This is a genomic window from Stappia sp. MMSF_3263, from assembly GCF_030733745.1.
GTDB lineage: Bacteria > Pseudomonadota > Alphaproteobacteria > Rhizobiales > Stappiaceae > Stappia.
Map to the genome: position 1 here is coordinate 232253 of NZ_JASHIK010000001.1, position 20358 is coordinate 252610.

A 20358-nucleotide genomic window follows, 5' to 3' on the forward strand; every position below is an offset into this window, starting at 1 on the left:
ATCAGGCCCGCAGGATGGCCCAACCGGTCCATGCGGACAAGTCATGATTATTGACACGATCCATGCCTTTTGCTGATGGATCGCGTCTCATGTCCCTGTGATCCTGCACCGGCTCAGGCGCCTCCGCGTGACCGCCAGCGGGAGCGGATCCCCTCCGATGTCAGATAGACGAGGCCGAAGAGGTAGAGCCCCGTCATCGACAGCATCGTGACGATCAGCAGGGGGTAGCCGATCCAGATGACGGCCAGCAGCCAGAGCGCGAGGATGTTGAGCACGAAGGCGAGCCGCTCCGCATAGCCGCCCAGCCTGGCGCTGCGCAGGAAGGCGCCGAACACGGGGATGTATTCGAGAAGGCGGATGAGCCTGTTCGTCATGAATTGTCCGTCCTGTTGTCGCGGCGCCCGGCGGGCCGCGGCTGGCGGCCTGCCCTCCACGGGCGCGAAGGCGGCACCTTAGCCGCGAGCCCCGCGCCCGGTCATGCGACGGCCTGTCCCTGCGACAATCTCGACCGGCTTGCCCGGGGCACGCGCGTCTCAGCCCGCGATGCTGCCGGCGCTTTCGTGCCAGCGCGGCCTGTAGCCGGCGGCGAGCACCGACACGATGGCCGGCGGGGTGAGGAGTTCCGCCAGTGCATCGGGATCCGGTTCCGGCGCGGGTGCGTAGCCGTCGAAGCTCCAGCCGAGCAGGCGCCCCTTGCAGGGCGTGGCGACCACGTCGCCGATACGGGCCATTGCCCCGTCCGGCAAGGCGCCGAGCCGCGTCAAGGGGCGCTCCCCGGTTCGCTCGCCGTGCAGCCTGACATCCATTTCGGCGGCTCTTGGTTCTGGCCGGGTGCCCTCCGCCCTGGCCCAGGCCTCGCGGAAGCGCAGCGCATCGGCGCGCCGGCACTCGAAACAGGGACGATGACCGGCGGCGAGCGCGGTCACCTCGTCAAGGAAGAAGAACTCCGTGTAGCCGGAGCCCATCACGCTGCGATGCCGGTCCTTGAAGGCGATCTCGCAGCAGATCCAGGCGCGCGAGCGCCAGCGTGCCCGGCCGAGAGTTCGCGTTAGCGGGTCGTGCAGCCGGCCGCCGCGATTGCCCATCAGGGTGCCGCGCGCCGTCACCGCGTGGAGGGTGCCGTCCGGCGCGACCCGGTTTCGCAGCACCACCGGCTCAGCCCAGCCGCCAGTCCTCGGTCTCCACGCCCTTTTCCCGCAACTGGTTGACGCGATCGTTGGAGTAGCGCTGGAAACCTTCGCTCTGATGCGCGCCGCTGCGCACCCATTCGAAGAAATGGTAGAAGTAGAAAGGCGGAAGGTAGCCTTGGATGCGGGCCAGTTCCGCCGAGCGCCCGTCCTTGCCCTCCACCGCCTCGATGCTTTTGGGGAACAAGACGATTGTCGGCGTGAAATTGACCAGCCAGCGCCGCGCCAGTGCCCGCTCCTCCATCGCCTCGCCGTCGAAATCCGTGGTCTCGCGGGCGCCGAACAGGTCAAGCTGGATGAAGGCGAAATTCTCCTTGAGATAAGGGAGATAGTCCTCGCGCGCGAGGTTGATCTCGTGGGTCTTGCGGCAGAACGGACAGCCGCCCTGTTCGAACATGACCACCAGATGCTTGTCCGCCGCATGCGCCTCGGCGAGGTCCTCGCCCAGATCGAGAAAACTCTCGACGAACCAGTCCTGCTTGTAGAGCCCGTCATCGCCAAGTGTCGCGGCGCGGGCAGGGCGCGCAGGGGCTGTGGACAGGGTCGCCGCCGTGCCGGCGGCCAGCGCGCCAAGGCCGAAGTGCCGTCTTGTGATCATGATGTGTCCTCCCGACATATTCCGTGTCGGGAATGTATCAGGTCTTTGGCGCCTTGCCATCCGGCGAAATCGCGAGGGTAGAGGGAACGATGCTTTACTCGCCAACGACAAGAATGTGCAGCGCCCGCGGGCCGTGCGCGCCGAGCAGCAGGGTCTGCTCGATATCCGCCGACCGTGATGGGCCGGTCACAAGGTTCACCGTGCGCGGCATGACGCCTTTGCCGTGTATCTCCCTGACACGGTCCCACAGCGTCTCGTAGTCGCCGGCAATGTCGGCGGCCCGAAGCACCACGATGTGATGTTCGGGAACGAAGTTCAGCGTCGTCGGATTGTCCGGCCCGGAGGTCAGCATCAGGGTTCCGGTCTCGGCGACGCCGCCGAGCGCGTGCGAGACGCTGGCCATGTCGTCGGCCTGTGCTGGACCGTGCGCCACTTCCAGATGTGCCTGGCCCTGCCAGGGCAGGCCGGCAAGGCGGGTATCGGCGCCGGTGCGCACGCGCGCCGGCAGGTTCTTCGATTTCAGATAGTCGCTGACCGCGGCCGGAACATCCGCGCTGCTTGGGAGCCGGGCTATGCTCGCCTGCACCTTCTCCGCCATTTCGCAGAAGAGGTCGATCCGGCCGGCGGGGTCAAGCTGGCCGCGTGCGGGGATCAGGCCGCGGGGGCTGCGCTGCAGCCGGTCGGTGACGGCGGCGCGGCGTGCGTCGTCGTCTCTTCCCCGTCCCATGGCGGCGCGCATCTTGGCCAGGATGGCGGCTCGTGCATCGCTCATCGGGTGCCTCTCCTGCTGTTGCCGTGCCGTTTCGCCCATTGGGCCTGGAATGTTCCTCCTTCGGGAGCGGGCAGGTCGCGGTAGCGGGTCCATCCGCCGGCAAGCGGCATCGCCCGGAAGCGCCCGCGTGCGCGGCCCATGAGCCCGAGCGTGCCGATGGCGACCCGGGTAAGCGCCTGGTAGAGCGCCGGACGCTTGGCGAAGAAGGCCCACAGGCCGAGACCGTAGCGGGCCGCCGCCGGATTGAGGTTGCGGGAGAACTCCCGCTCGCGCCAGTGCCGCATCATCTTCGGCAGGGGGATCCGCATCGGGCAGACGCTTTCGCAGCGCCCGCAGAAGGTGGATGCATTGGGCAGGTGGCCGGACTGGTCGACGCCGATCAGCGAGGGGGTCAGCACCGCGCCCATCGGGCCTGGATAGACCCAGCCATAGGCGTGGCCGCCGACCGCGTGATAGACGGGGCAATGGTTCATGCAGGCGCCGCAGCGAATGCAGCGGAGCATGTCCTGGAACTCCGTGCCGAGCATCGACGAGCGGCCGTTGTCGAGCAGCACGACGTGGTAGTCCTCCGGCCCGTCGGGGTCTGCCTCGCGGCGCGGGCCGGTGGAAAAGGTCGTGTAGACGGACATGTCCTGGCCGGTTGCGGAGCGGGCGAGCACGCGCAGGATCTGTGACACGTCCTCCAGCGTCGGCACGATCTTCTCGATCGAGGCGACCACCACATGCGTCTTCGGCAGCGACTGGGTCAGGTCGCCGTTGCCTTCATTGGTGACGATGACCGACGTGCCTGTTTCGGCGACGAGGAAATTCGCGCCGGTGATGCCGATATCGGCCTGGAAATACTTCTCGCGCAACACGGCCCGGGCCTCGCCCAGCAGCGTCGTCGGCTCATCGAGATTGCGATCCGGGTCGAGATGGGTATGGACGCGGCGGAAGTCGGCTTCCACCTGGTCCTTGTTGACATGCACGGCCGGCGCGATGATGTGGCTGGGATGCTCGCCGCGCAGCTGGATGATGTATTCGCCCAGATCGGTCTCGACGGGCGCCACCGAATGCTCCTCGAGAAAGGCGTTGAGGCCGATCTCCTCGGTGATCATCGACTTGCCCTTGGTCACCGTGCGGGCGTTCTTGCTGCGACAGATGTCGAGGATGATGCGCCGCGCGTCCTCGGCTGTCTCGGCCCAGTGCACATGGCCGCCCGCCGCCTCCACCTTGTCCGCATAGGCTTCCAGGTAGAGATCGAGATGGGCGAGTGCGTGGTCCTTGATGTCGCGTGCATTGTCGCGGAGCCTGTCGAACTCGGGCAGGGCCTCGGCCGCGACCGCGCGCTTGGCGATGAAGCCGGATCGCACATGGCCGAGCGCCCGCTGGAGGGGCGCATCCGCGAGCGCCTCGCGGGCATTGGCCTTGAACGCCGGGGAGGTGATCTCAACCACAGGGCTTTCCTTCCTCGTCGATCAGTTTCTCGACGATCACGGTGTCGCGCCAGCGGCCATCGAGCTTGCCGTGACGGGTGTAGGTTCCGACCTCGCGAAAGCCGAGACTGCGGCACAGCGCCAGGCTGGCAGTGTTTTCCGGGAAAATCCGCGACAGCAGCTTCCATGCGCCGCCCATGCGGGCCGCCTCGATCAGGCCGGCGAGCGCCGCCCGGCCGCACCCCGTGCCTCGGGCGTCACGGCGGACATAGACGGAAAACTCCCTGACCCCTTCGTAGCAAGGGCGGGTGCGGTAGGGGAAGGCGACGGCATAGGAGACAATGCTGCCGCTTGTATCCTCGACCACCACGAGCGGATGGCCGGCCTTGAACCAGGCTGCGATGGCGTCGGCATCGCGATGCTCGGTCTCGAAGGTCGCGACCCGGTCGTCGATGCCCTGGTTGTAGATCGCGGCGATCGCGGCCGCATCGGCCGGGCGAGCGGCACGCAGGGTGAAGGGCGTCGCGGCCACGGCATCTGCGGCGGGGGCGGAGGCCGTCATGGTTCAGCCGCGCCTCTTCTCGCCGATCGCCGGTTGGTCGGTCATGCCGGCGAGCACCTCGGCGACATGCCGTACCTCGATGGCCGATCCCTCGCGCTTCAGCTTGCCAGCCATGTTCATCAGGCAGCCGAGGTCTCCGGCCAGCAGCAGCGACGCGCCGGCCTCGCGGATGGTCCTGGTCTTCTCCTCGACGATCTTGTTGGAGATGTCCGGATACTTGACGCAGAACGTGCCGCCAAAGCCGCAACACACGTCGGAATCCTTCATTTCCTTCAGTTCCAGCCCCTCGACGGAGCGCAACAGCCGTCGCGGCTGCTGCCGGATGCCCAGTTCGCGCAGGCCCGAGCAGCTGTCGTGATAAGTGACCGTTCCCTCGTGTTGTGCGTTCACCTCGGTGATGCCGAGCACGTCGGCGAGGAAGCTGACCAGTTCGAACACCTTGGCGGAGAAGGCCTCGGCGCGGGCGCGGGCCTCGTCATCGTCGTCGAACAGCTCGGCGTAATGCTTCTTCAGCATACCGGCACACGAGCCCGACGGGGCGACGACATAGTCGTAGTCCTCGAAGGAGCGGATCACGCCTTCGGCGATCGCGCGGGCATCCTTGCGGTCGCCGGAATTGAAGGCCGGCTGGCCGCAGCAGGTCTGCGCGGCCGGCACGTCGACGCGGCAGCCGGCATCTTCCATGAGCTTGACCGCGGCGAAACCGACGCTGGGCCGGAACAGATCGACGAGGCATGTCACGAAGAGGCCGACACGTGGCGCCTTTCCGGCCTCGGAACGGCCGTTGGGGCTTTGCTGCGCGTCGTGCTGCGCGTTGGCTGTCATGGAGTGGTGGCTTCCTCTGTCGAGCGGCGCTGCGGGCGGCGCCTCTTGCTGTCGTCCTGTTCGCTCTCGATGCGTTGTTCGAGACGCAGGGCGGAGACGTTGTTCCAGCTGCCCGTCCGCGCCATCGCGTGGGCAATCTGTTCGACATAATCGATATGCGCGCCGGCCGCCTCGGTGGCCGCGGCCGCGTCGCCGGACATCACCGCCTCGTAGATCGCCCTGTGCTGGGCAAGCAGCCGCTCGCGCGATCCCGGATAGCGGTAGAGCTGCACGCGGCTGTAGAACACGCCGTCGGCCAGCAGCCGGTAGCAGGAGCGCAACGTGTGCAGCAGCACGATATTGTGCGCGCTTTCGCCGATTGCCTGATGGAACTCGACGTCCAGCTCCGCCTCGGTGTCGAAATTCTCGCTGTCGTGGGCGGCTTCCATCGCGTTGAAGATGCGGCTGATGATCTCGCGGTCGGCCTCGGTCGCGCGAAGGGCGGCGAGGCGCGTCGTCATCCGCTCGATCTCGCGGCGGTATTCCAGGTAGTCGGCAATGGCCGGCGGGTGACGGCGCACCAGCTCGACGATCGCGTCGGAGAACACGGTTCCGATGACATCGGCGATGAACGTGCCGCCGCCATGACGGGTGACGAGCAGCCCGCGCTCCTCCAGCGTCTTGATGGCGTCGCGCAGAATGGGACGGGAGACGTCAACTTTTTTGGCCAGATCGCGCTCGGCCGGCAACCGGTCGCCAGGGCGCAGCACGCCCTGGAGGATGAGCTCCTCAACCTGGTCGACAACCGAATCTGCTGTCCGGTTGTGTTGGATCTTTCGGAATACCATTTTCCCGTTCGTTTTTATTGCGGCGCCAAAAGATAATATTGCATTGCAGCAAGTAGCGTTCGCTCGCGGCGCGGACCAGCAATCTATTCTGTGTTGCGTTGAGTGGTCAATATTGTTATCCAGTTAGGGCGAGGTGATTGCTCCGGTTGGGAGGCCGGGGGAGCATCATTCGTTCCGGATGGAGAATGGGACATGTCTGCGCCTGACCGGGCGGCGTCGGTTGGGCTGGTCTGAGGCGTGTCTCGTGATGTGCCGGCGCGGAAGGCTGTCACCTTGTGCCGACCCGCTGCGAATTGGGACCGCGGCGGTTTGACGTACGTGCGGGCAAACGCCCGTATGTCTGTTCCTAGGGAGGACATCAACGTGAAATCATTTCTTTCAGCAGTTGCCGTAACGGCGTCTCTTGCGGTAGGCGCGGCTTCGCCGGCCGTCGCGCTCGACAAGCTCGACTGGGACATGCAGTCCACCTATCCCGGGTCGCTGACGCAGCTCGGCACCCTCGGAAAGGTTCTGTCGGAGCGTCTCAACGCCGTGTCCGGTGGCGAGATCAACCTGAAATTCCAGGAGCCGGGTGCGATCGTTCCGGCGCTGGAGGCGTTTGACGCCGTGGCAAGCGGCGCCGTCCAGGCGGCGTGGTCGACGCCGGGCTACTGGACCGGCAAGGACAGCTCTCTGGCGCTCTTCGCGGCCGTGCCCTTCGGTCCGAGCACGCCGGAATACGTGTCCTGGCTCAAGTTCGGCGGCGGCCAGGAGCTGCTCGACGAGATCTACGCCGCATACGGCATCAAGTCGCTGATCTGCGCCGTCATCGCGCCGGAAGCGGCTGGCTGGTTCCGCAAGGAGATCAAGTCGGTCGACGACCTCAAGGGCCTGAAGATGCGTTTCTTCGGTCTTGGCGCCAAGGTGATGCAGAAGCTCGGCGTCTCGACGCAGCTGCTCGCCGGTGGCGACATCTTCCCGGCGCTCGAGCTCGGCACCATTGATGCGACCGAGTTCTCGATGCCGGCGATCGACCTGAAGCTCGGCTTCTACCAGGTCGCCAAGTACTACTACTTCCCGGGCTGGCACCAGCAGTCGACCATGTTCGAGCTGATGCTCAACAAGGCCGAGTGGGACGGCCTCGACGACCAGACCCGCTCGATCTTCGAGACGGTCTGCGATGCCAACATCGTCTACGGCATGGCCGAAGGCGAGGCGATCCAGGCTTCGGCTCTTGCCGAGCTGAAGTCGAACGGCGTCAACATCATGGAATGGGACGACGCCACGCTCGAGGCGCTCGAAGCCGCATGGCTCGAAGTCGTTGAAGAAGAGAAGGCCGCAAACCCGAACTTCGTCAAGGCCTGGGACTCGCTGACCAAGTTCCGCGAGGAATACAAGATCTGGTCCGACATCGGTTACCTGAAGAGGTAATCCGGACGGCAAGAAACGGTCGCGCGGCCTTCGGGTCGCGCGACCCTGCGTGCGCGGATCGCGGGTGACGGACTGCGCGTCCCCCGGGTCTGCCGCCGGTGTCCCTGTCGTGTCGCGATACCCCAGTCGGGAGTAAGGTCTTCATGTCAACTCTGCTTTGCCTTGCCGGCATTGCGCTGTCCGTGGTCGCGCTGTTCGGGCTGGGCGTTCCCGCCTACATCCTTTGCCCGGCCGCATTCGTCATCAGCGCGATCGGCGGTCTTGCCCGCGGCCGGCTGTCGCTGGCAATGGCGGGAATGGTGTTGAGCGCGTTCGTTTTCGCCATCACGCTGGATGGCATGACGGCCCTGCTGACGTCGCTCGACGTCAATCCGCGCAATTTCTTTCGCCAGTATGACGGTCTTTCCGGCCTGATCGGCGCCCTTCTGATTCTCGCCCTGACCCTGCTGATGGCACGGCGTCACGCGCCGCAGGGGTTCGAGACCATGCTCGGCGCGTCCGACGATATCGACCGCGTGGTCAACGGCGTCGGCAAGGTGGCCTCCTGGCTCTTCGTGCCGATGATGATCGTGATCTTCTACGACGTCAGCCAGCGCAAGCTGCTCGATTTCGACAATTCGATCATCGATTCACCCTTCTATTTCGACAGCACCAAGCTGCAGGAGCTGGAATGGCACCTGCACGCCACGCTGTTCCTGCTCTGCCTCGGCTTCGGCTACCGCTACGATGCCCATGTGCGCATCGAGCTGGTTCGCGACCGCCTCCGCCAGCGGGCCCGCGTGTGGATGGAGCTGGTCGGCATCATCTTCTTCCTGCTGACCTACTGCTACCTGACGGTCGAATTCGGTTGGGTGTTTGCCTCCAAGTCGTACCAGATCGGGGAGGTGTCGGCGGCCCAGACCGGGCTCAGTCACCGCTGGGTCATCAAGGGAATGCTGCCCGTCGGCTTCGCGCTGCTCTTCGCGGCTGGCGTTTCGGCAGCCTTCAGATGCGCCGTCTACCTGTTCGGTCCGACCTACCTCAACGAACGCTCCGGCGACTACGCGGGGACCCATCACGCGGACCTGCCCAAGGATGTCGCCACCAATGGGCCGATAACGGACTGATCGGGGATTTCGCATCATGACATTTGTGGAACTTCTGCCGGTCTTCATGTTCCTGGCGCTCGCGCTGCTGCTGTTCACCGGTTTTCCCGTCGCCTTCATCCTTGGCGGCGTGGGTCTTGGCTTCGCCTTCCTTGCGCAGGAGCTGGGCACCTTCAACGTCGCCCGGCTCGTAATCATCCCGAACCGCATCTTCGGCGGGACGATGGAAAATCCCGTCCTCGTGGCCATTCCCATGTTCATCTTCATGGGCACGATGCTGGAGAAATCCGGCGTCGCCAAGGATCTGCTCCACTGCTTGCAGGTGCTGACAAGGCGCATCCCCGGCGGTCTCGCGCTGTCGGTCACGCTGATGGGCACCATCATGGCCGCCACCACCGGCATCATCGGTGCCTCGGTGGTGATGATCACGCTGCTGGCCCTGCCGGTGATGCTGGAGCGCAACTACAACATTCCGCTGGCAACCGGCACGATCGCCTCGTCGGGAACCCTCGGCATCCTCATTCCGCCATCGATCATGCTGGTGATCATGTCGGACCTGATGTCGATCCCGGTCGGCACCGTCTTCGTCGCCGCCATTGTTCCGGGACTTCTGCTTGCCGCGCTTTATGCGATCTACATCATCGTCCTCTGCCGGTTGAAGCCGCATCTTGCTCCGCCGCTGCCGGACGATATCGGGCCGACCAACCGGGCCGAGTTCTGGGCGATGATCTTCAAGAGCTTCATTCCGCCGGTCTTTCTGATCGTCATCGTCCTCGGCTCGATCTTCGCCGGTCTCGCCACGCCCACCGAGGCGGCGGGCGTGGGTGCCGCCGGCGCCACACTGCTGGCGCTGCTGAACAGGAAGCTGTCGACCAACGTGATGAAGGAGGTGTGCCATCGCTCGGCGCTCACCGGCGCCATGCTGTTCGGCATCTTCCTCGGCGCCACCTGCTTCTCTCTGGTGTTCCGCTGGCTTGGCGGCGAGGCGCTGATCGACGAGTTCATCGCCTGGGCCGGTGTCGGTCCCTGGGGCATCCTCTTCGTTCTGATGGGGATGATCTTCTTCCTCGGCTTCTTCTTCGACTGGGTCGAGATCACCCTGATCGTCCTGCCTGTCTTCGGCCCGATCGTCGCCAGGCTTGACTTCGGCACCCATCTCGCCGGTTACGAGGGGGTTGGCGAGGTGGCCCTGATCTGGTTCACGATCCTGGTGTCGACCAACCTGCAGACATCCTTCCTGACGCCGCCATTCGGCTTCGCGTTGTTCTACATGAAGGGTGTGGCGCCTCCCGGCGTCACCATCCAGCACATCTACAAGGGCATCATCCCCTTCGTGCTGTTGCAGCTGATCGGCCTTGGACTGTGCATCCTGTTCCCGGACCTGGTCCTGTGGCTGCCTAACCTGTTGCTTGGCAAGTGATGCCTGTGAACTAATGGTTCTCCGTCTTTCGTGACGGAGAACCAGCCGGCAGCACGGGAGGCGCCAGACCATGGCGGACAGGGACGAGGAGCTTGCGCCACAGGCCGTTCGGGCCGCTGGCGGGGATCGCCATGGACCCGAACGGCTTCCCGCCTTTGCGGCGCATCCCGCGCGGGACCTTGTCCTGGGCGAGGTGCATGCCCGTCCGTTCCACCCGCTCGCCGGACCGCGTGTCTTCCTGCGTTACGGTTTCGTCGTCGACGAGGCGTCGGTCGAGCGCGACCGGGAATGGTTTTCCGGCTATTGCCGCTCGATCGGCATGCCCGGCCCGGCGGCGGCCGAGCGGCATCATCTCCTGCGCCTCGGCGAGACAGTGCTTCGGCGCGAGCGCCATGGCGAGTTCATTACCTACACATGGGACGGGCCGCTCGATGCCGCGGCGAACGGCGAGGCTCCCCCCGAAGGTCATCCCTTCGGCGCGCGCTTCCAGGCACCGGGGCCGTTGATGGTCGCGATCCGATGCGATTTCGTTCCCGCTGCCAGCGCCGCCTTCGAGCGCCGGTTCGAACGTTTCGATCAGGCCAGCCTGTCGGTGGCGGAAACCGACGGCGGCGCGGCGGTGATCGCGACCGATTTCCGGCAGGACCGCGACGGCCTCACCCGGCTTCTGGTCGGGGACCAGTCGCTCAACGCTGTGCAGGCGGGGGCGTTGACCCAGCGCCTGCTGGAGCTGGAGACCTACCGCACCTTCGCGATGCTCGGACTGGCCGAGGCCAACCGGCAGGCGCCGCGGGTTTCGGAGATCGAGGCCGGTCTTCTGGCGATCACCGAGAGGATGCGCGCCAGTGTCGGCCTTGATGCCAACCGCCTGCTGCTCGATGAATTGACGCGACTTGCCGCCGACCTGGAAGCCGGCGCGGCAGCGAGCGCCTACCGTCTTGGAGCCAGCCGCGCCTACTATCAGATCGTCAAGCAGCGGCTGGAGGTCCTCGGCGAGCACCCGCGTGGCGGCTATTTCACCTTTACCCAGTTTCTCAACCGCCGGCTGGCACCGGCCATGCGCACCTGCGAGACCCTCGACGAGCGCCAGGCGAACCTGTCGCGCAAGCTCGCCCGTGCCGCGACGCTGCTGCGCACCCGGGTCGATGTCGAGTTGCAGGAGCAGAACCGCACGCAGCTTGAAGCGATCAACCATCGCGCCCGCTTGCAGTTGCGCCTGCAGCAGACGGTCGAGGGGCTGTCGGTTGCCGCCATCAGCTACTATGTGGTCGGCCTGATCGCCTATCTGGTGAAGGGCATGAAGAGCGGCCCGCTCGCGACTTTCCTGCCATCGCCGGAGGTCATGGCCGCTGCCTCGGTGCCTGTCGTCCTGGCCGCCGTCTATCTCGTCGTTCGGCGCATTCGCCGCCATCACGGAGACGCGGACGGGCGCGAATGACCACGATCTCCCCCACTTCGTCCGGAGCGCCGTCCGGCGGGACCTTGGATGTGAAAAGGGCCGGACAATGGTCCGGCCCCTTCCTGTCGCGCTTGATCGGCAGCCGCCGGACCCTGGCCCGGCGGCCGGCGTCACTTGGTCGTGCCGTCCGCGTTGAACTGCGCCAGATAGGCGATGACGTCGGCGCGCTCGTCTTCCTTCTTGAGACCGGCGAAAGCCATCTTGCCCTTCGGGATCACCTTCTTGGGTGCCTCGAGATAGGCACTGAGCGTCTCCGCGTCCCAGACCTTGCCGGCTTCCTTGCCCTCAAGCAGCGGCTTGGAATACTTGTAGTCGTCGGCATGGCCCCAGGGACCGTCGATGACGCCGTTGAGTGCGGGGCCGACCTTGTTCTTGGCGCCTTCTCCCACGGCATGGCAGGCCATGCACTTGCGGAAAACCTTCTCGCCGGCGGCTGCGTCGCCTTCGGCATGCGCGTTCGCCGAAAAAGCCAGAATGGCGGCGCCGGCAAGCAGAATCAGACGTTTCATAAGCATGTCTCCCGAAACTCTCTTGTTCCTCCGTCCGGGCGCAGGTCGCCCGAAGGCCTGTCGGACAGGTTCCTGAAGACTAACATGCTCCACGATGGCGTCACCCCGCAAGGGCAGGGTCAGTATGTCGCATTGGCGCTGGCGGGCCGCTCGTCGTCAGCCGGCTTCCGCAGTTGCCGGGGCGCTGTCGGGGATCGTCAGCCACTGGTCGAGCCCCTGGTCCCAATAGGGAGCGGGGCCGTAGAGCTTGGCGAGAAAGTCGATGAAAACGCGAACTTTCGCGGGCAGGAAGCGCCGGCTCGGATAGACCGCGTGCAGGCCGACATTCTTCGAGGCGCGGTAATGCGGCAGGACGATGCGCAACCGGCCGTCGCGCAGTTCCGGGCCGATGTCCCAGGTCGACCTGAGCGCGATGCCGAGCCCGGCCAACAGCGCTTCGCGCACGACTTCGCTGGAATTGGTGCGGATCGGACCGCCGGTGCGCACCATTTCGATGCCGTCGGGACCGGCCAGCCGCCAGATGTCCTGCTGGGTGGTCGAGATGCACGAATGGTTGGCCTGCAGATCCTCCACGGATCCCGGCGCGCCGCAGCGCTCCAGATAGGCGGGGGCGGCGCACAGCACCCTGTGGACCGGGGCCAGCCGCCGCGCGACAAGGCTGGAATCCTCAAGTTCCGCGATGCGTATGGCAAGGTCGTAGCCTTCGCCGACGATGTCGATCAGTTCGTCGGACAGGTCGAGATTGAACGACAGGTCCGGATTGTCGGCAAGAAAGGCTCCCAGGTGCGGGGCGACATGCATGCGGCCGAAGGCCGTCGGCGCGCTCACCTTCAATGTGCCGCGCGCGATCGCCGAGCGCCGGGTGACGAAGGCTTCCGCCTCCTCCACAGACGCCAGAATGGCGACGACACGCTTGTAGTAACCCTGACCCGCCTCCGTCAGCGCCAGCTGCCGGGTGGTGCGCTGGAGCAGCCGCGTGCCAAGGCGATCCTCGAGCCGGCGCAGGCGTTTCGAGACCACCGCCGGCGAGAGGCCCATTTCCCGGCCCGCCGCCGACATGCTGCCGGCCCCGACCACGCGGGCGAAAATCTCCATGTCTGGGAAACTGCTCATTTTCAACGCACCGGACTTGGTTCTTGTCTGCTTTCAAAGATTCATGACAGACGCAGGACATGTAAACTGGGTCAAGCGCCAGTTCCCTCCCGAGGTCGCCAATTTTCGCTCTTCGGGATATATACGTGCGCCCCGTCCGGGTGGATTTGTTGACGCCGCATCTTGAACCGAAAGGAAGGACAACGCCATGACCGGCATTGCCATGCCCGTACCCGACAGCGACGTGATCGCCCGGCGAGCGGAAATCGTCAAGGCGCTCAAGGTGATGGTTCCCGGGGAAGGCGTGATCGACGCCGAGATCGGCATGCGGCCCTATGAATCCGACGGCTTCAACGCCTATCGGCAGATGCCGATGGTCGTGGTCCTGCCGGAGACGGTCGAGCAGGTCGCGGCGGTGCTGCGCTATTGCCACGAGAACGGGGTCAAGGTGGTGCCGCGCGGCGCCGGCACCTCGCTGTCGGGCGGCGCGCTGCCCGTTGGCGACGGCGTTCTCATGTCGATGATGAAGTTCAACCAGGTGATCGAGGTCGACGAGGCGAATCGCGCCGTCGTCGCCCAGCCCGGCGTCACCAATCTGGGCATCACCCGTGCGGTCGAGCATCTCGGCTTCTATTACGCGCCCGATCCCTCCTCGCAGATCGCCTGCTCAATCGGCGGCAACGTGGCGGAAAATTCCGGCGGCGTGCATTCCCTGAAATACGGGCTCACCACCAACAACGTGCTCGGCCTGGAGATGGTGCTGATCACCGGCGAGGTGATCCGCCTGGGCGGCAAGCACCTGGATGCGGAGGGCTACGACCTGCTCGCCTTGATGACCGGCTCGGAGGGGCTGCTCGGCGTCGTCACCGAGGTGACCGTGCGCATCCTGCAAAAGCCGGAGACGGCGCGCGCCGCCCTGGTCGGCTTCCCGTCCAGCGAGGCTGGCGGCCAGTGTGTCGCCGAGATCATCGGCGCCGGCATCATCCCCGGCGGCATGGAAATGATGGACGAACTTGCCATCAATTTCGCCGAGGACTTCGTCAATGTCGGCTACCCGCGCGAGGCCGGCGCCCTGCTCATCGTCGAGCTCGACGGTCCGGACGCAGAGGTCGATTATCTGCTTTCCGAGGTGGAGGCCATTGCCCGGCGCAACGGCGCCACTTCGCTGCGGGTCTCCAGTTCCGAGGAGGAAAGGCTCGCCTTCTGGGCCGGTCGCAAGTCGGCCTTCCCGGCGGTGGGGCGGATCTCGCCCGATTATCTGTGCATGGATGGCACGATCCCCCGCAGGGCCTTGCCGCAAGTGCTCGCCCGCATGCGCCAGCTCAGCGAGAAGCACGGACTGCGCTGCGCCAATGTGTTCCATGCCGGCGACGGCAACCTGCATCCGCTCATTCTCTATGACGCCAACAAACCGGGCGAGCTGGAGACGGCCGAAGCCTTCGGCGCGGATATCCTGCGGCTCTGTGTCGAGGTCGGCGGCGTGCTGACCGGCGAACATGGCGTCGGCATCGAGAAGCGCGACCTGATGCCGGAAATGTTCTCCGAGGACGATCTCAAGCAGCAGCAGCGGGTGAAATGCGCGTTCGATCCCAAGCAGTTGCTCAATCCGGGCAAGGTGTTCCCGGTGCTGCATCGCTGTGCCGAACTTGGCCGGATGCATGTCAGCAAGGGGCAGTTGCCGTTCCCCGACATTCCCCGCTTCTGACCACCCGTTTCCGACAGAGCCGAACCGCTAGCCAGGACGAGAAGACACCATGCCAGACACGTTCAAGCCGCGCACGGCCGAGGAGGCCCGCGACGTTGTCCGCTGGGCGGCGGCCGAGCACGAGCCGCTGGAGATCGTCGGCCAGGCCTCCAAGCGCGCCCTCGGGCGCCCGGTCCAGGCCGGCCATCTGCTCGACATGTCGCAGCTTTCCGGCATCGAACTCTACGAGCCGGCGGAACTGATCCTGACGGCATTGCCCGGCACGCCGATCGCCGAGATCGAGGCCGCCCTTGCCGCCGCCGGCCAGGAACTCGCCTTCGACCCCCTCGACTATGGCCCGCTGCTCGGCCAGCCGGCGGGACTCGGCACGCTCGGCGGCGTCGTCGCGGCCAACCTTGCCGGCTCCAAGCGGCTCAAGCACGGCGCGGCGCGCGATCATGTGCTCGGCATGGAGGCGATCTCCGGACGCGGCGAGATCTTCAAGTCGGGCGGCCGGGTGGTGAAGAATGTCACCGGCTACGACCTGCCGCGCACGCTCACCGGGTCCTGGGGCACGCTGGCCGTCGCCACCTGCCTGACGCTGAAGGTGCTGCCGCGTGCCGAGACCGAGGCGACGTTCCTGCTTTCGGGCCTTTCCGATGCCGACGCCGCGCTGGCGATGACCGCCGCCATGGGCGCGTCGGCCGAGGTCTCCGCCGCCGCGCATCTGCCGGAGAACGCCGCCAACCGCCTTGCCGCGCGTGGTCATGCGCTCCCGGGCCCCTCCACCTTGTTGCGGCTGGAAGGCTTCGGCCCCTCCGTTGACTACCGTTTCGAACAATTGCGCGGCCTGCTTGGCGCGCGCGCCGGCGTCACGCGGATCGAGGTCGAGCCCTCGCGCGCCCTGTGGCGGGCCGTGCGCGATGCGGAAGCCTTCGCCGGTACCGGCGATCTCGTCTGGCGCATCTCTGTTGCCCCGACCGCCGGCCCCGCCGTGGTCGCGCAACTGGCGGAGGCCTTTGCCTGCACCGCCTTCTACGACTGGTCGGGCGGTCTCGTCTGGCTCGCCGTTCCGGGCGAGGAGGCCCGCGCCGAGGAGATCCGCGCCGCCATCGCGGCCGTCGGCGGCGGACATGCGACCCTGGTGCGCGCGCCCGCGCCGTTGCGCTCCGCCATCCCCGTGTTCCAGCCGCAGCCGGCGCCGCTCGCCGCCCTTTCGGCCCGGCTGAAGGAACAGTTCGATCCACACGGCATCCTCAATCCGGGCCGCATGACCGCGGGACACTGATATGCAGACCAGCTTCTCCATCCACCAGCTTGCCGATCCGCACATGGCGGAATCGGAAAAGATCCTGCGCAAATGCGTGCATTGCGGCTTCTGCACGGCCACCTGCCCGACCTTCACGCTGCTGGGCGACGAGCTCGACAGTCCGCGCGGGCGCATCTACCTGATCAAGGAGATGCTCGAGAACGACCGGCCGGCGGATGCGCGCACCGTGCGTCATGTCGACCGCTGCCTGTCCTGCCTTTCCTGCATGACGACCTGCCCCTCGGGCGTCCATTACATGCACCTGGTCGACCATGCCCGCGCCCATATCGAGCAGACCTACAAGCGTCCGCTCGCCGACCGGCTGACGCGCGAGTTGCTCGCCTTCGTGCTGCCCAATCCGGGCCGTTTCCGCATGTCGCTCGTTGCCGCTTTCTTCGCCCGGCCCTTCGCCGGACTGCTGAAGGCGCTCGGCGGTCCTTTGAAGCCGCTTGGCGCCATGCTGGAACTGGCGCCGGCCCGCGCGCCGCTTCGCTCCGCGATGGAAGGGCCGGGGAGTTTCCCGGCGACAACGGCGCGTCGCGGCCGTGTCGCCATGCTGTCCGGCTGCGCCCAGCCGGTGCTGGCGCCGCAAATCAACGAGGCGGCGATCCGCCTGCTCACCCGCGCCGGCATCGAGGTGGTGCTGCCGGAAGGGGAGGGCTGCTGCGGCGCGCTCGTCCATCACATGGGCAAGGAGGAGCGGGCGCTCACTGATGCGCGGCGCAATGTCGACGCGTGGTGGCGCGAGATCGAGGGCGAGGGGCTCGACGCCATCCTGATCACCGCGTCCGGTTGCGGCACCACGATCAAGGATTACGGCTTCATGCTGCGCGGCGATCCCGCCTATGCCGAAAAGGCCGCGCGCGTATCAGAACTGGCCAAGGATATCAGCGAGTTCCTGCCGTCCCTGGAGCTCGGCGTGCCGGAACGGCCGGGCGGGCTTGTCGTTGCCTACCACTCCGCCTGCTCGATGCAGCACGGCCAGAAGATCACACGCCAGCCGAAGGACCTCTTGAAGGCGGCCGGTTTCACCGTGCGAGATGTGCCCGAGGGCCATCTGTGCTGCGGCTCCGCCGGCACCTACAACATCCTGCAGCCGGATCTCGCCCGCCGCCTGCGCGACCGCAAGGTCGCCAATATCGAGAAGACGGCGCCCGACCTCGTCGCCACCGGCAATATCGGCTGCATGACCCAGATCGGCGGCGGCACCGGCCTGCCGATCGTCCATACGGCGGAGCTTCTTGATTGGGCCTATGGCGGACCGGTGCCGCTCGCCTTGCGCGAGACCGCATTGGCCGGGGATGTCGTGGAGGCGGCCGAGTGACGCTGGCCGAGTGACGCTGGCCGAGTGACGCTGGCCGAGTGACGCTGGCCGAGTGACGCCTGCCTTGCACGGATCGACCGGCCGGCCGTCACGACATATGAAAAGCCCCGCGATGAGGCCACCGCGGGGCTTTTGCTTCGTTTGCGGTGAGTGCCGCTGCTGCGAAACCGCTAGATCACCTGGACCTTGGCCCCGACCGGCACGCGCTGGTAAAGGTCGATCACGTCCTCGTTGCGCATCCGGATGCAACCCGAGGAGACGGCCTTGCCGATCGTCCAGGGTTCGTTTGAACCGTGGATGCGGTAGAGCGTCGAGCCCAGGTAGAGGGCGCGCGCGCCAAGCGGGTTCTTCGGTCCGCCGGGCATGAAGGTCGGCAGGTTGGGCTGGCGCTGGCGCATTTCCGCCGGCGGCCGCCAGTCGGGCCATTCGGACTTGCGGGTCACCTTGTGGGTGCCTGCCCATTCGAAGCCGGGCCGCCCGACGCCGACGCCGTAGCGCCGCGCGAAACCGCCCTTTTCCACCAGATAGAGATAGCGCTGGTTGGTATCGATGACGATCGTTCCCGGCGCGTGGTTGCCGTCATAGGCAACGGTGGTCGGCAGGAAACGGGGATCGACCGTGCGCTGCGGGCGCTGACGTGCCGGTGCGGCCGGAGCAACGCCCATGTGGCGCACCCGCTGCGGCTGCGTGTGCACCGGCGGGCGCACGCGCGCCGCCGGGCGGCTGGTCACCTGCGCGCGCAGGCTGCGCCGGTGTGGCTGCAACTGCAGCACCCAGGGTTCGGTAAGGTCCGGGCTGAGCAGAAGCGGCGGCGCGCTGGCGCCGCTGCGATAATCGGCCTGGGCCGGCGACAGCGCGCAGGCGCCGATCCACGCCAGCGCGGCAAGAAGCTTTGATGTTCGTTGCATCGACGTACTCGCAACCTCTTCGTCGGTACACGGGTCCATGTGCCGGAACCGACGGCGCCGGATGGTTCCGGACCGTGGCAACGGCACATGGGTCGAAAGATTATCCGGTTGCGGGCAGTCAATCGTAAACCTTGACGCAAGTGCGAAAGGAATCGCGCGGCGTGGTTAGCGCACCGTTGAGGGACGTGGTCAACAAGTCCTGAATCGCCGGTGCCCGCCGGTTAACGGCCGGAAGCCTCAGTTTACCAGCGGCCGCACTTCGCGGACGATCGAGGGCAGCAGCGGCTCGACCTGCGAGGGGCGCATGCCCGGCTTGATGCGCGGGTGATAGAGCATGTTCAGGATCAGCCGGTCGAAGGAGGTGAAGCGGCTGTGCCTGGATCGGTCGTTGAAGACCGAATGAGACAGCGAGGGATCGTCGTTCATCGGTCCAAGTCCCTGCAGCAGCTCTTCCACCAGGCATCGACGGAACAGGAAGTCGCCCTCGTCGGAGACGATCACCGCCGCCGACTGGGAAATGCCGCGGCTGTCGGAGACCACCCGCACGAGGCAACGGCCGGGGACATCGGCTCCCGGGTCCTTGTAGATGTGGCGACGGACGATGTCGCTATACTGGTTGCGATCGACCACATAGACATGAAAATTCGCGTCCGCCGGGCTCGCGACGATCGCGGTCGCCAGCCCGCGAATGCTGGCGCCGATCTGGTCGATGAACCGGTAGACGGTCGGCTTGCGGTTCTTGCGCGCCATGTTGTGCACGTAGAAGCGCACCGGGCCGGCATATTTCTTGACCAGATAGGGCTGCCAGCTCCACGACCGGTATTCGAGGCCGAAGACGGTCTTCATGAACCCGTCGACCAGTTCCTCGGTGGAGAACGTATAGGGATTCGCGCGCGCGCTGCCCTGCAGGCCGGCTCCGGTGAGCAGGACGCACAAGATCAGGACGACAAATGTCGGTATCGGTCGGCGCACGAACGGGTTCCGGCTCTCTGTTTGGGGACGGTGAGCGTCGACCGCCAGCGGCAACCATACAAAACCGGAGAGCCGCGCGGAAAGCAAAATCACGCCTGCGCGCCACTTCGGCGGAACCCGTGGCCTTTCGGGCACGTGGCCCGGCCAAGGAGTTGCTGTAGGAACAATTCCTTAAAACTCGACTTGTATAGATTGTCCCGCACCCGAGACAGCACCCGGTCCCAGATGTGGAGACGAAGCCGACCATGATGGCGACGAGAAGAGCCTTTAGAGCCGAAAGCCTTTTGCAGCAGTCGGGCGTCAAGACCTCCCCCTCGGCGGCGGGTTCCGACTATCGGCATCAGGAGCTCATGGCGGAGATCGCCTCGCTCAAGGCGTTGATCCGCCCGGCCGAGGAGGTCGGCGACCAGGTGCTTGAGAAATTCAAGCAGGAGCTGGGCGAGGCGGTGAAGCTGAAGACCGAGCTCGACTCGATCTACGAGGCCATCGCCAAGACCAAGCGCGAGATCGCGACCCTGCACAACACGGCCGGCTCCGAGAGCCAGGACATGACGCGGGTGACCAACGAGCTTGACGCGGTCGTCAGCGGCACCGAAGGCGCGACGGAAGGCATTCTCTCGGCGGCGGAATTCATCGACGAGACCGCCAACACGCTGAGCGCGCGACTGTCCGGCCAGGATGCCGAGCTTGCCAACGACATCCAGGAGAAGGTCATTCAGATCTTCGAATCCTGCAACTTCCAGGACCTGACCGGCCAGCGCATCACCAAGGTGATCGGAACGCTGCGCTTCATCGAGGACCGCATCATCAAGATGATGGAGATCTGGGGCGGCATCGAGACGTTCAAGGCGATCGAGCCGGAAGGCCGGCCGCAGCGCGAGGGCGATGCCGCACTTCTCAACGGACCGGCTCTCGACATCGACGAAGGCGTCGCCAGCCAGGACGACATCGACGCGCTCTTCGCCTGAGCGCTTTTCCCCCCCGGTCCGTCGATCCCTCC

20 protein-coding genes are annotated in these 20358 nt (G+C 66.0%); 8 read left to right on the plus strand and 12 right to left on the minus strand.

Features of this window, described 5'->3' with window-relative positions:
* Positions 1-113: 113 nt before the first annotated feature.
* From RBB46_RS01110 to RBB46_RS01145, 8 genes are all read right to left on the minus strand, one after another.
* Complete coding sequence (locus RBB46_RS01110; protein WP_306026993.1) at positions 114-374, minus strand: hypothetical protein; 261 nt, start codon at positions 372-374, stop codon at positions 114-116.
* A gap of 159 nt (positions 375-533) precedes the next feature.
* Positions 534-1148, minus strand: a complete 615-nt coding sequence (locus RBB46_RS01115) for a hypothetical protein (RefSeq protein ID WP_336623120.1) — start codon at positions 1146-1148, stop codon at positions 534-536.
* A gap of 7 nt (positions 1149-1155) precedes the next feature.
* Positions 1156-1785 carry a thioredoxin family protein gene (locus RBB46_RS01120; protein WP_306026995.1) on the minus strand — a complete coding sequence of 210 codons (630 nt, stop codon included), beginning with the start codon at positions 1783-1785 and terminating at the stop codon, positions 1156-1158.
* 94 nt (positions 1786-1879) lie between these two features.
* Complete coding sequence (locus RBB46_RS01125) at positions 1880-2557, minus strand: lactate utilization protein (protein WP_306026996.1); 678 nt, start codon at positions 2555-2557, stop codon at positions 1880-1882.
* Complete coding sequence (locus tag RBB46_RS01130; protein WP_306026997.1) at positions 2554-3993, minus strand: LutB/LldF family L-lactate oxidation iron-sulfur protein; 1440 nt, start codon at positions 3991-3993, stop codon at positions 2554-2556. The genes RBB46_RS01125 and RBB46_RS01130 overlap by 4 nt, the downstream gene beginning before the upstream one ends.
* On the minus strand, positions 3986-4534 hold the full coding sequence (locus RBB46_RS01135) for an arsinothricin resistance N-acetyltransferase ArsN1 family A (protein ID WP_306026998.1): 549 nt from the start codon (positions 4532-4534) through the stop codon (positions 3986-3988). Before RBB46_RS01135 ends, RBB46_RS01130 begins: the two co-directional genes overlap by 8 nt.
* Before the next feature lie 3 nt (positions 4535-4537).
* Positions 4538-5359 (minus strand): (Fe-S)-binding protein, encoded by an 822-nt coding sequence (locus RBB46_RS01140; protein WP_306026999.1) that lies wholly within the window; start codon positions 5357-5359, stop codon positions 4538-4540.
* Positions 5356-6186 (minus strand): FCD domain-containing protein, encoded by an 831-nt coding sequence (locus RBB46_RS01145; protein ID WP_306027000.1) that lies wholly within the window; start codon positions 6184-6186, stop codon positions 5356-5358. The genes RBB46_RS01140 and RBB46_RS01145 overlap by 4 nt, the downstream gene beginning before the upstream one ends.
* A 363-nt stretch (positions 6187-6549) precedes the next feature.
* Here RBB46_RS01145 and RBB46_RS01150 point away from each other — a divergent pair, with 363 nt between their 5' ends.
* The 4 genes from RBB46_RS01150 to RBB46_RS01165 all read left to right on the plus strand — a co-directional run bounded on the left by RBB46_RS01150 (position 6550) and on the right by RBB46_RS01165 (position 11539).
* Entirely contained in the window at positions 6550-7596 is a 1047-nt protein-coding gene (locus RBB46_RS01150) for a TRAP transporter substrate-binding protein (protein ID WP_306027001.1), read from the plus strand.
* A 143-nt stretch (positions 7597-7739) separates the two neighbouring features.
* Positions 7740-8702: a TRAP transporter small permease subunit gene (locus RBB46_RS01155; RefSeq protein WP_306027002.1), complete on the plus strand. Its 963-nt coding sequence runs from the start codon at positions 7740-7742 to the stop codon at positions 8700-8702.
* A gap of 16 nt (positions 8703-8718) precedes the next feature.
* Positions 8719-10101, plus strand: a complete 1383-nt coding sequence (locus RBB46_RS01160; RefSeq protein WP_306027003.1) for a TRAP transporter large permease subunit — start codon at positions 8719-8721, stop codon at positions 10099-10101.
* Between the two features lie 70 nt (positions 10102-10171).
* Positions 10172-11539, plus strand: coding sequence for a DUF3422 family protein (locus RBB46_RS01165; protein ID WP_306027004.1), 1368 nt, complete (start codon positions 10172-10174; stop codon positions 11537-11539).
* Positions 11540-11670: 131 nt separating this feature from the next.
* On the opposite strand, the gene RBB46_RS01170 is transcribed toward RBB46_RS01165, so the two are convergent.
* Positions 11671-12069, minus strand: coding sequence for a cytochrome c family protein (locus RBB46_RS01170; protein ID WP_306027005.1), 399 nt, complete (start codon positions 12067-12069; stop codon positions 11671-11673).
* 156 nt (positions 12070-12225) lie between these two features.
* Positions 12226-13182 carry a LysR family transcriptional regulator gene (locus RBB46_RS01175; protein ID WP_306027006.1) on the minus strand — a complete coding sequence of 319 codons (957 nt, stop codon included), beginning with the start codon at positions 13180-13182 and terminating at the stop codon, positions 12226-12228.
* A gap of 187 nt (positions 13183-13369) precedes the next feature.
* Between RBB46_RS01175 and RBB46_RS01180 the strand changes: the two genes are divergently transcribed.
* Genes RBB46_RS01180 through glcF form a run of 3 tightly spaced genes read left to right on the plus strand, consistent with a single transcriptional unit; the run spans position 13370 to position 17478 of the window.
* Positions 13370-14866, plus strand: coding sequence for an FAD-linked oxidase C-terminal domain-containing protein (locus RBB46_RS01180; RefSeq protein WP_306027008.1), 1497 nt, complete (start codon positions 13370-13372; stop codon positions 14864-14866).
* A 49-nt stretch (positions 14867-14915) separates the two neighbouring features.
* Positions 14916-16133: an FAD-binding protein gene (locus RBB46_RS01185; protein WP_306027009.1), complete on the plus strand. Its 1218-nt coding sequence runs from the start codon at positions 14916-14918 to the stop codon at positions 16131-16133.
* 1 nt (position 16134) lies between these two features.
* The gene (gene glcF / locus RBB46_RS01190) at positions 16135-17478 is read left to right on the plus strand and encodes a glycolate oxidase subunit GlcF (protein ID WP_306027010.1); all 1344 of its coding nucleotides are present in this window, start codon (positions 16135-16137) and stop codon (positions 17476-17478) included.
* A 170-nt stretch (positions 17479-17648) separates the two neighbouring features.
* Here the strand turns inward: glcF and RBB46_RS01195 are convergent, their stop codons facing one another.
* The gene (locus RBB46_RS01195; protein WP_306027011.1) at positions 17649-18386 is read right to left on the minus strand and encodes a L,D-transpeptidase; all 738 of its coding nucleotides are present in this window, start codon (positions 18384-18386) and stop codon (positions 17649-17651) included.
* Positions 18387-18623: 237 nt separating this feature from the next.
* Positions 18624-19358 (minus strand): DUF2927 domain-containing protein, encoded by a 735-nt coding sequence (locus RBB46_RS01200; protein WP_306027012.1) that lies wholly within the window; start codon positions 19356-19358, stop codon positions 18624-18626.
* Positions 19359-19606: 248 nt separating this feature from the next.
* On the opposite strand from RBB46_RS01200, the gene RBB46_RS01205 reads away from it, so the two are divergent.
* Positions 19607-20326, plus strand: coding sequence for a protein phosphatase CheZ (locus RBB46_RS01205; protein ID WP_306027013.1), 720 nt, complete (start codon positions 19607-19609; stop codon positions 20324-20326).
* The last annotated feature ends 32 nt before the right edge of the window (positions 20327-20358 follow it).

Excerpts from the sequence above, each read along its gene's own strand:
- RBB46_RS01195 (WP_306027011.1), bottom strand. The coding sequence starts at position 18,386 with ATGCAACGAACATCAAAGCTTCTTGCCGCGCTGGCGTGGATCGGCGCC.
- glcF (WP_306027010.1), top strand. The coding sequence starts at position 16,135 with ATGCAGACCAGCTTCTCCATCCACCAGCTTGCCGATCCGCACATGGCG.
- RBB46_RS01145 (WP_306027000.1), bottom strand. The coding sequence starts at position 6,186 with ATGGTATTCCGAAAGATCCAACACAACCGGACAGCAGATTCGGTTGTC.
- RBB46_RS01135 (WP_306026998.1), bottom strand. The coding sequence starts at position 4,534 with ATGACGGCCTCCGCCCCCGCCGCAGATGCCGTGGCCGCGACGCCCTTC.
- RBB46_RS01155 (WP_306027002.1), top strand. The coding sequence starts at position 7,740 with ATGTCAACTCTGCTTTGCCTTGCCGGCATTGCGCTGTCCGTGGTCGCG.
- RBB46_RS01125 (WP_306026996.1), bottom strand. The coding sequence starts at position 2,557 with ATGAGCGATGCACGAGCCGCCATCCTGGCCAAGATGCGCGCCGCCATG.
- RBB46_RS01120 (WP_306026995.1), bottom strand. The coding sequence starts at position 1,785 with ATGATCACAAGACGGCACTTCGGCCTTGGCGCGCTGGCCGCCGGCACG.
- RBB46_RS01160 (WP_306027003.1), top strand. The coding sequence starts at position 8,719 with ATGACATTTGTGGAACTTCTGCCGGTCTTCATGTTCCTGGCGCTCGCG.
- RBB46_RS01205 (WP_306027013.1), top strand. The coding sequence starts at position 19,607 with ATGGCGACGAGAAGAGCCTTTAGAGCCGAAAGCCTTTTGCAGCAGTCG.
- RBB46_RS01165 (WP_306027004.1), top strand. The coding sequence starts at position 10,172 with ATGGCGGACAGGGACGAGGAGCTTGCGCCACAGGCCGTTCGGGCCGCT.
- RBB46_RS01170 (WP_306027005.1), bottom strand. The coding sequence starts at position 12,069 with ATGAAACGTCTGATTCTGCTTGCCGGCGCCGCCATTCTGGCTTTTTCG.
- RBB46_RS01180 (WP_306027008.1), top strand. The coding sequence starts at position 13,370 with ATGACCGGCATTGCCATGCCCGTACCCGACAGCGACGTGATCGCCCGG.
- RBB46_RS01185 (WP_306027009.1), top strand. The coding sequence starts at position 14,916 with ATGCCAGACACGTTCAAGCCGCGCACGGCCGAGGAGGCCCGCGACGTT.
- RBB46_RS01140 (WP_306026999.1), bottom strand. The coding sequence starts at position 5,359 with ATGACAGCCAACGCGCAGCACGACGCGCAGCAAAGCCCCAACGGCCGT.
- RBB46_RS01110 (WP_306026993.1), bottom strand. The coding sequence starts at position 374 with ATGACGAACAGGCTCATCCGCCTTCTCGAATACATCCCCGTGTTCGGC.
- RBB46_RS01175 (WP_306027006.1), bottom strand. The coding sequence starts at position 13,182 with ATGAGCAGTTTCCCAGACATGGAGATTTTCGCCCGCGTGGTCGGGGCC.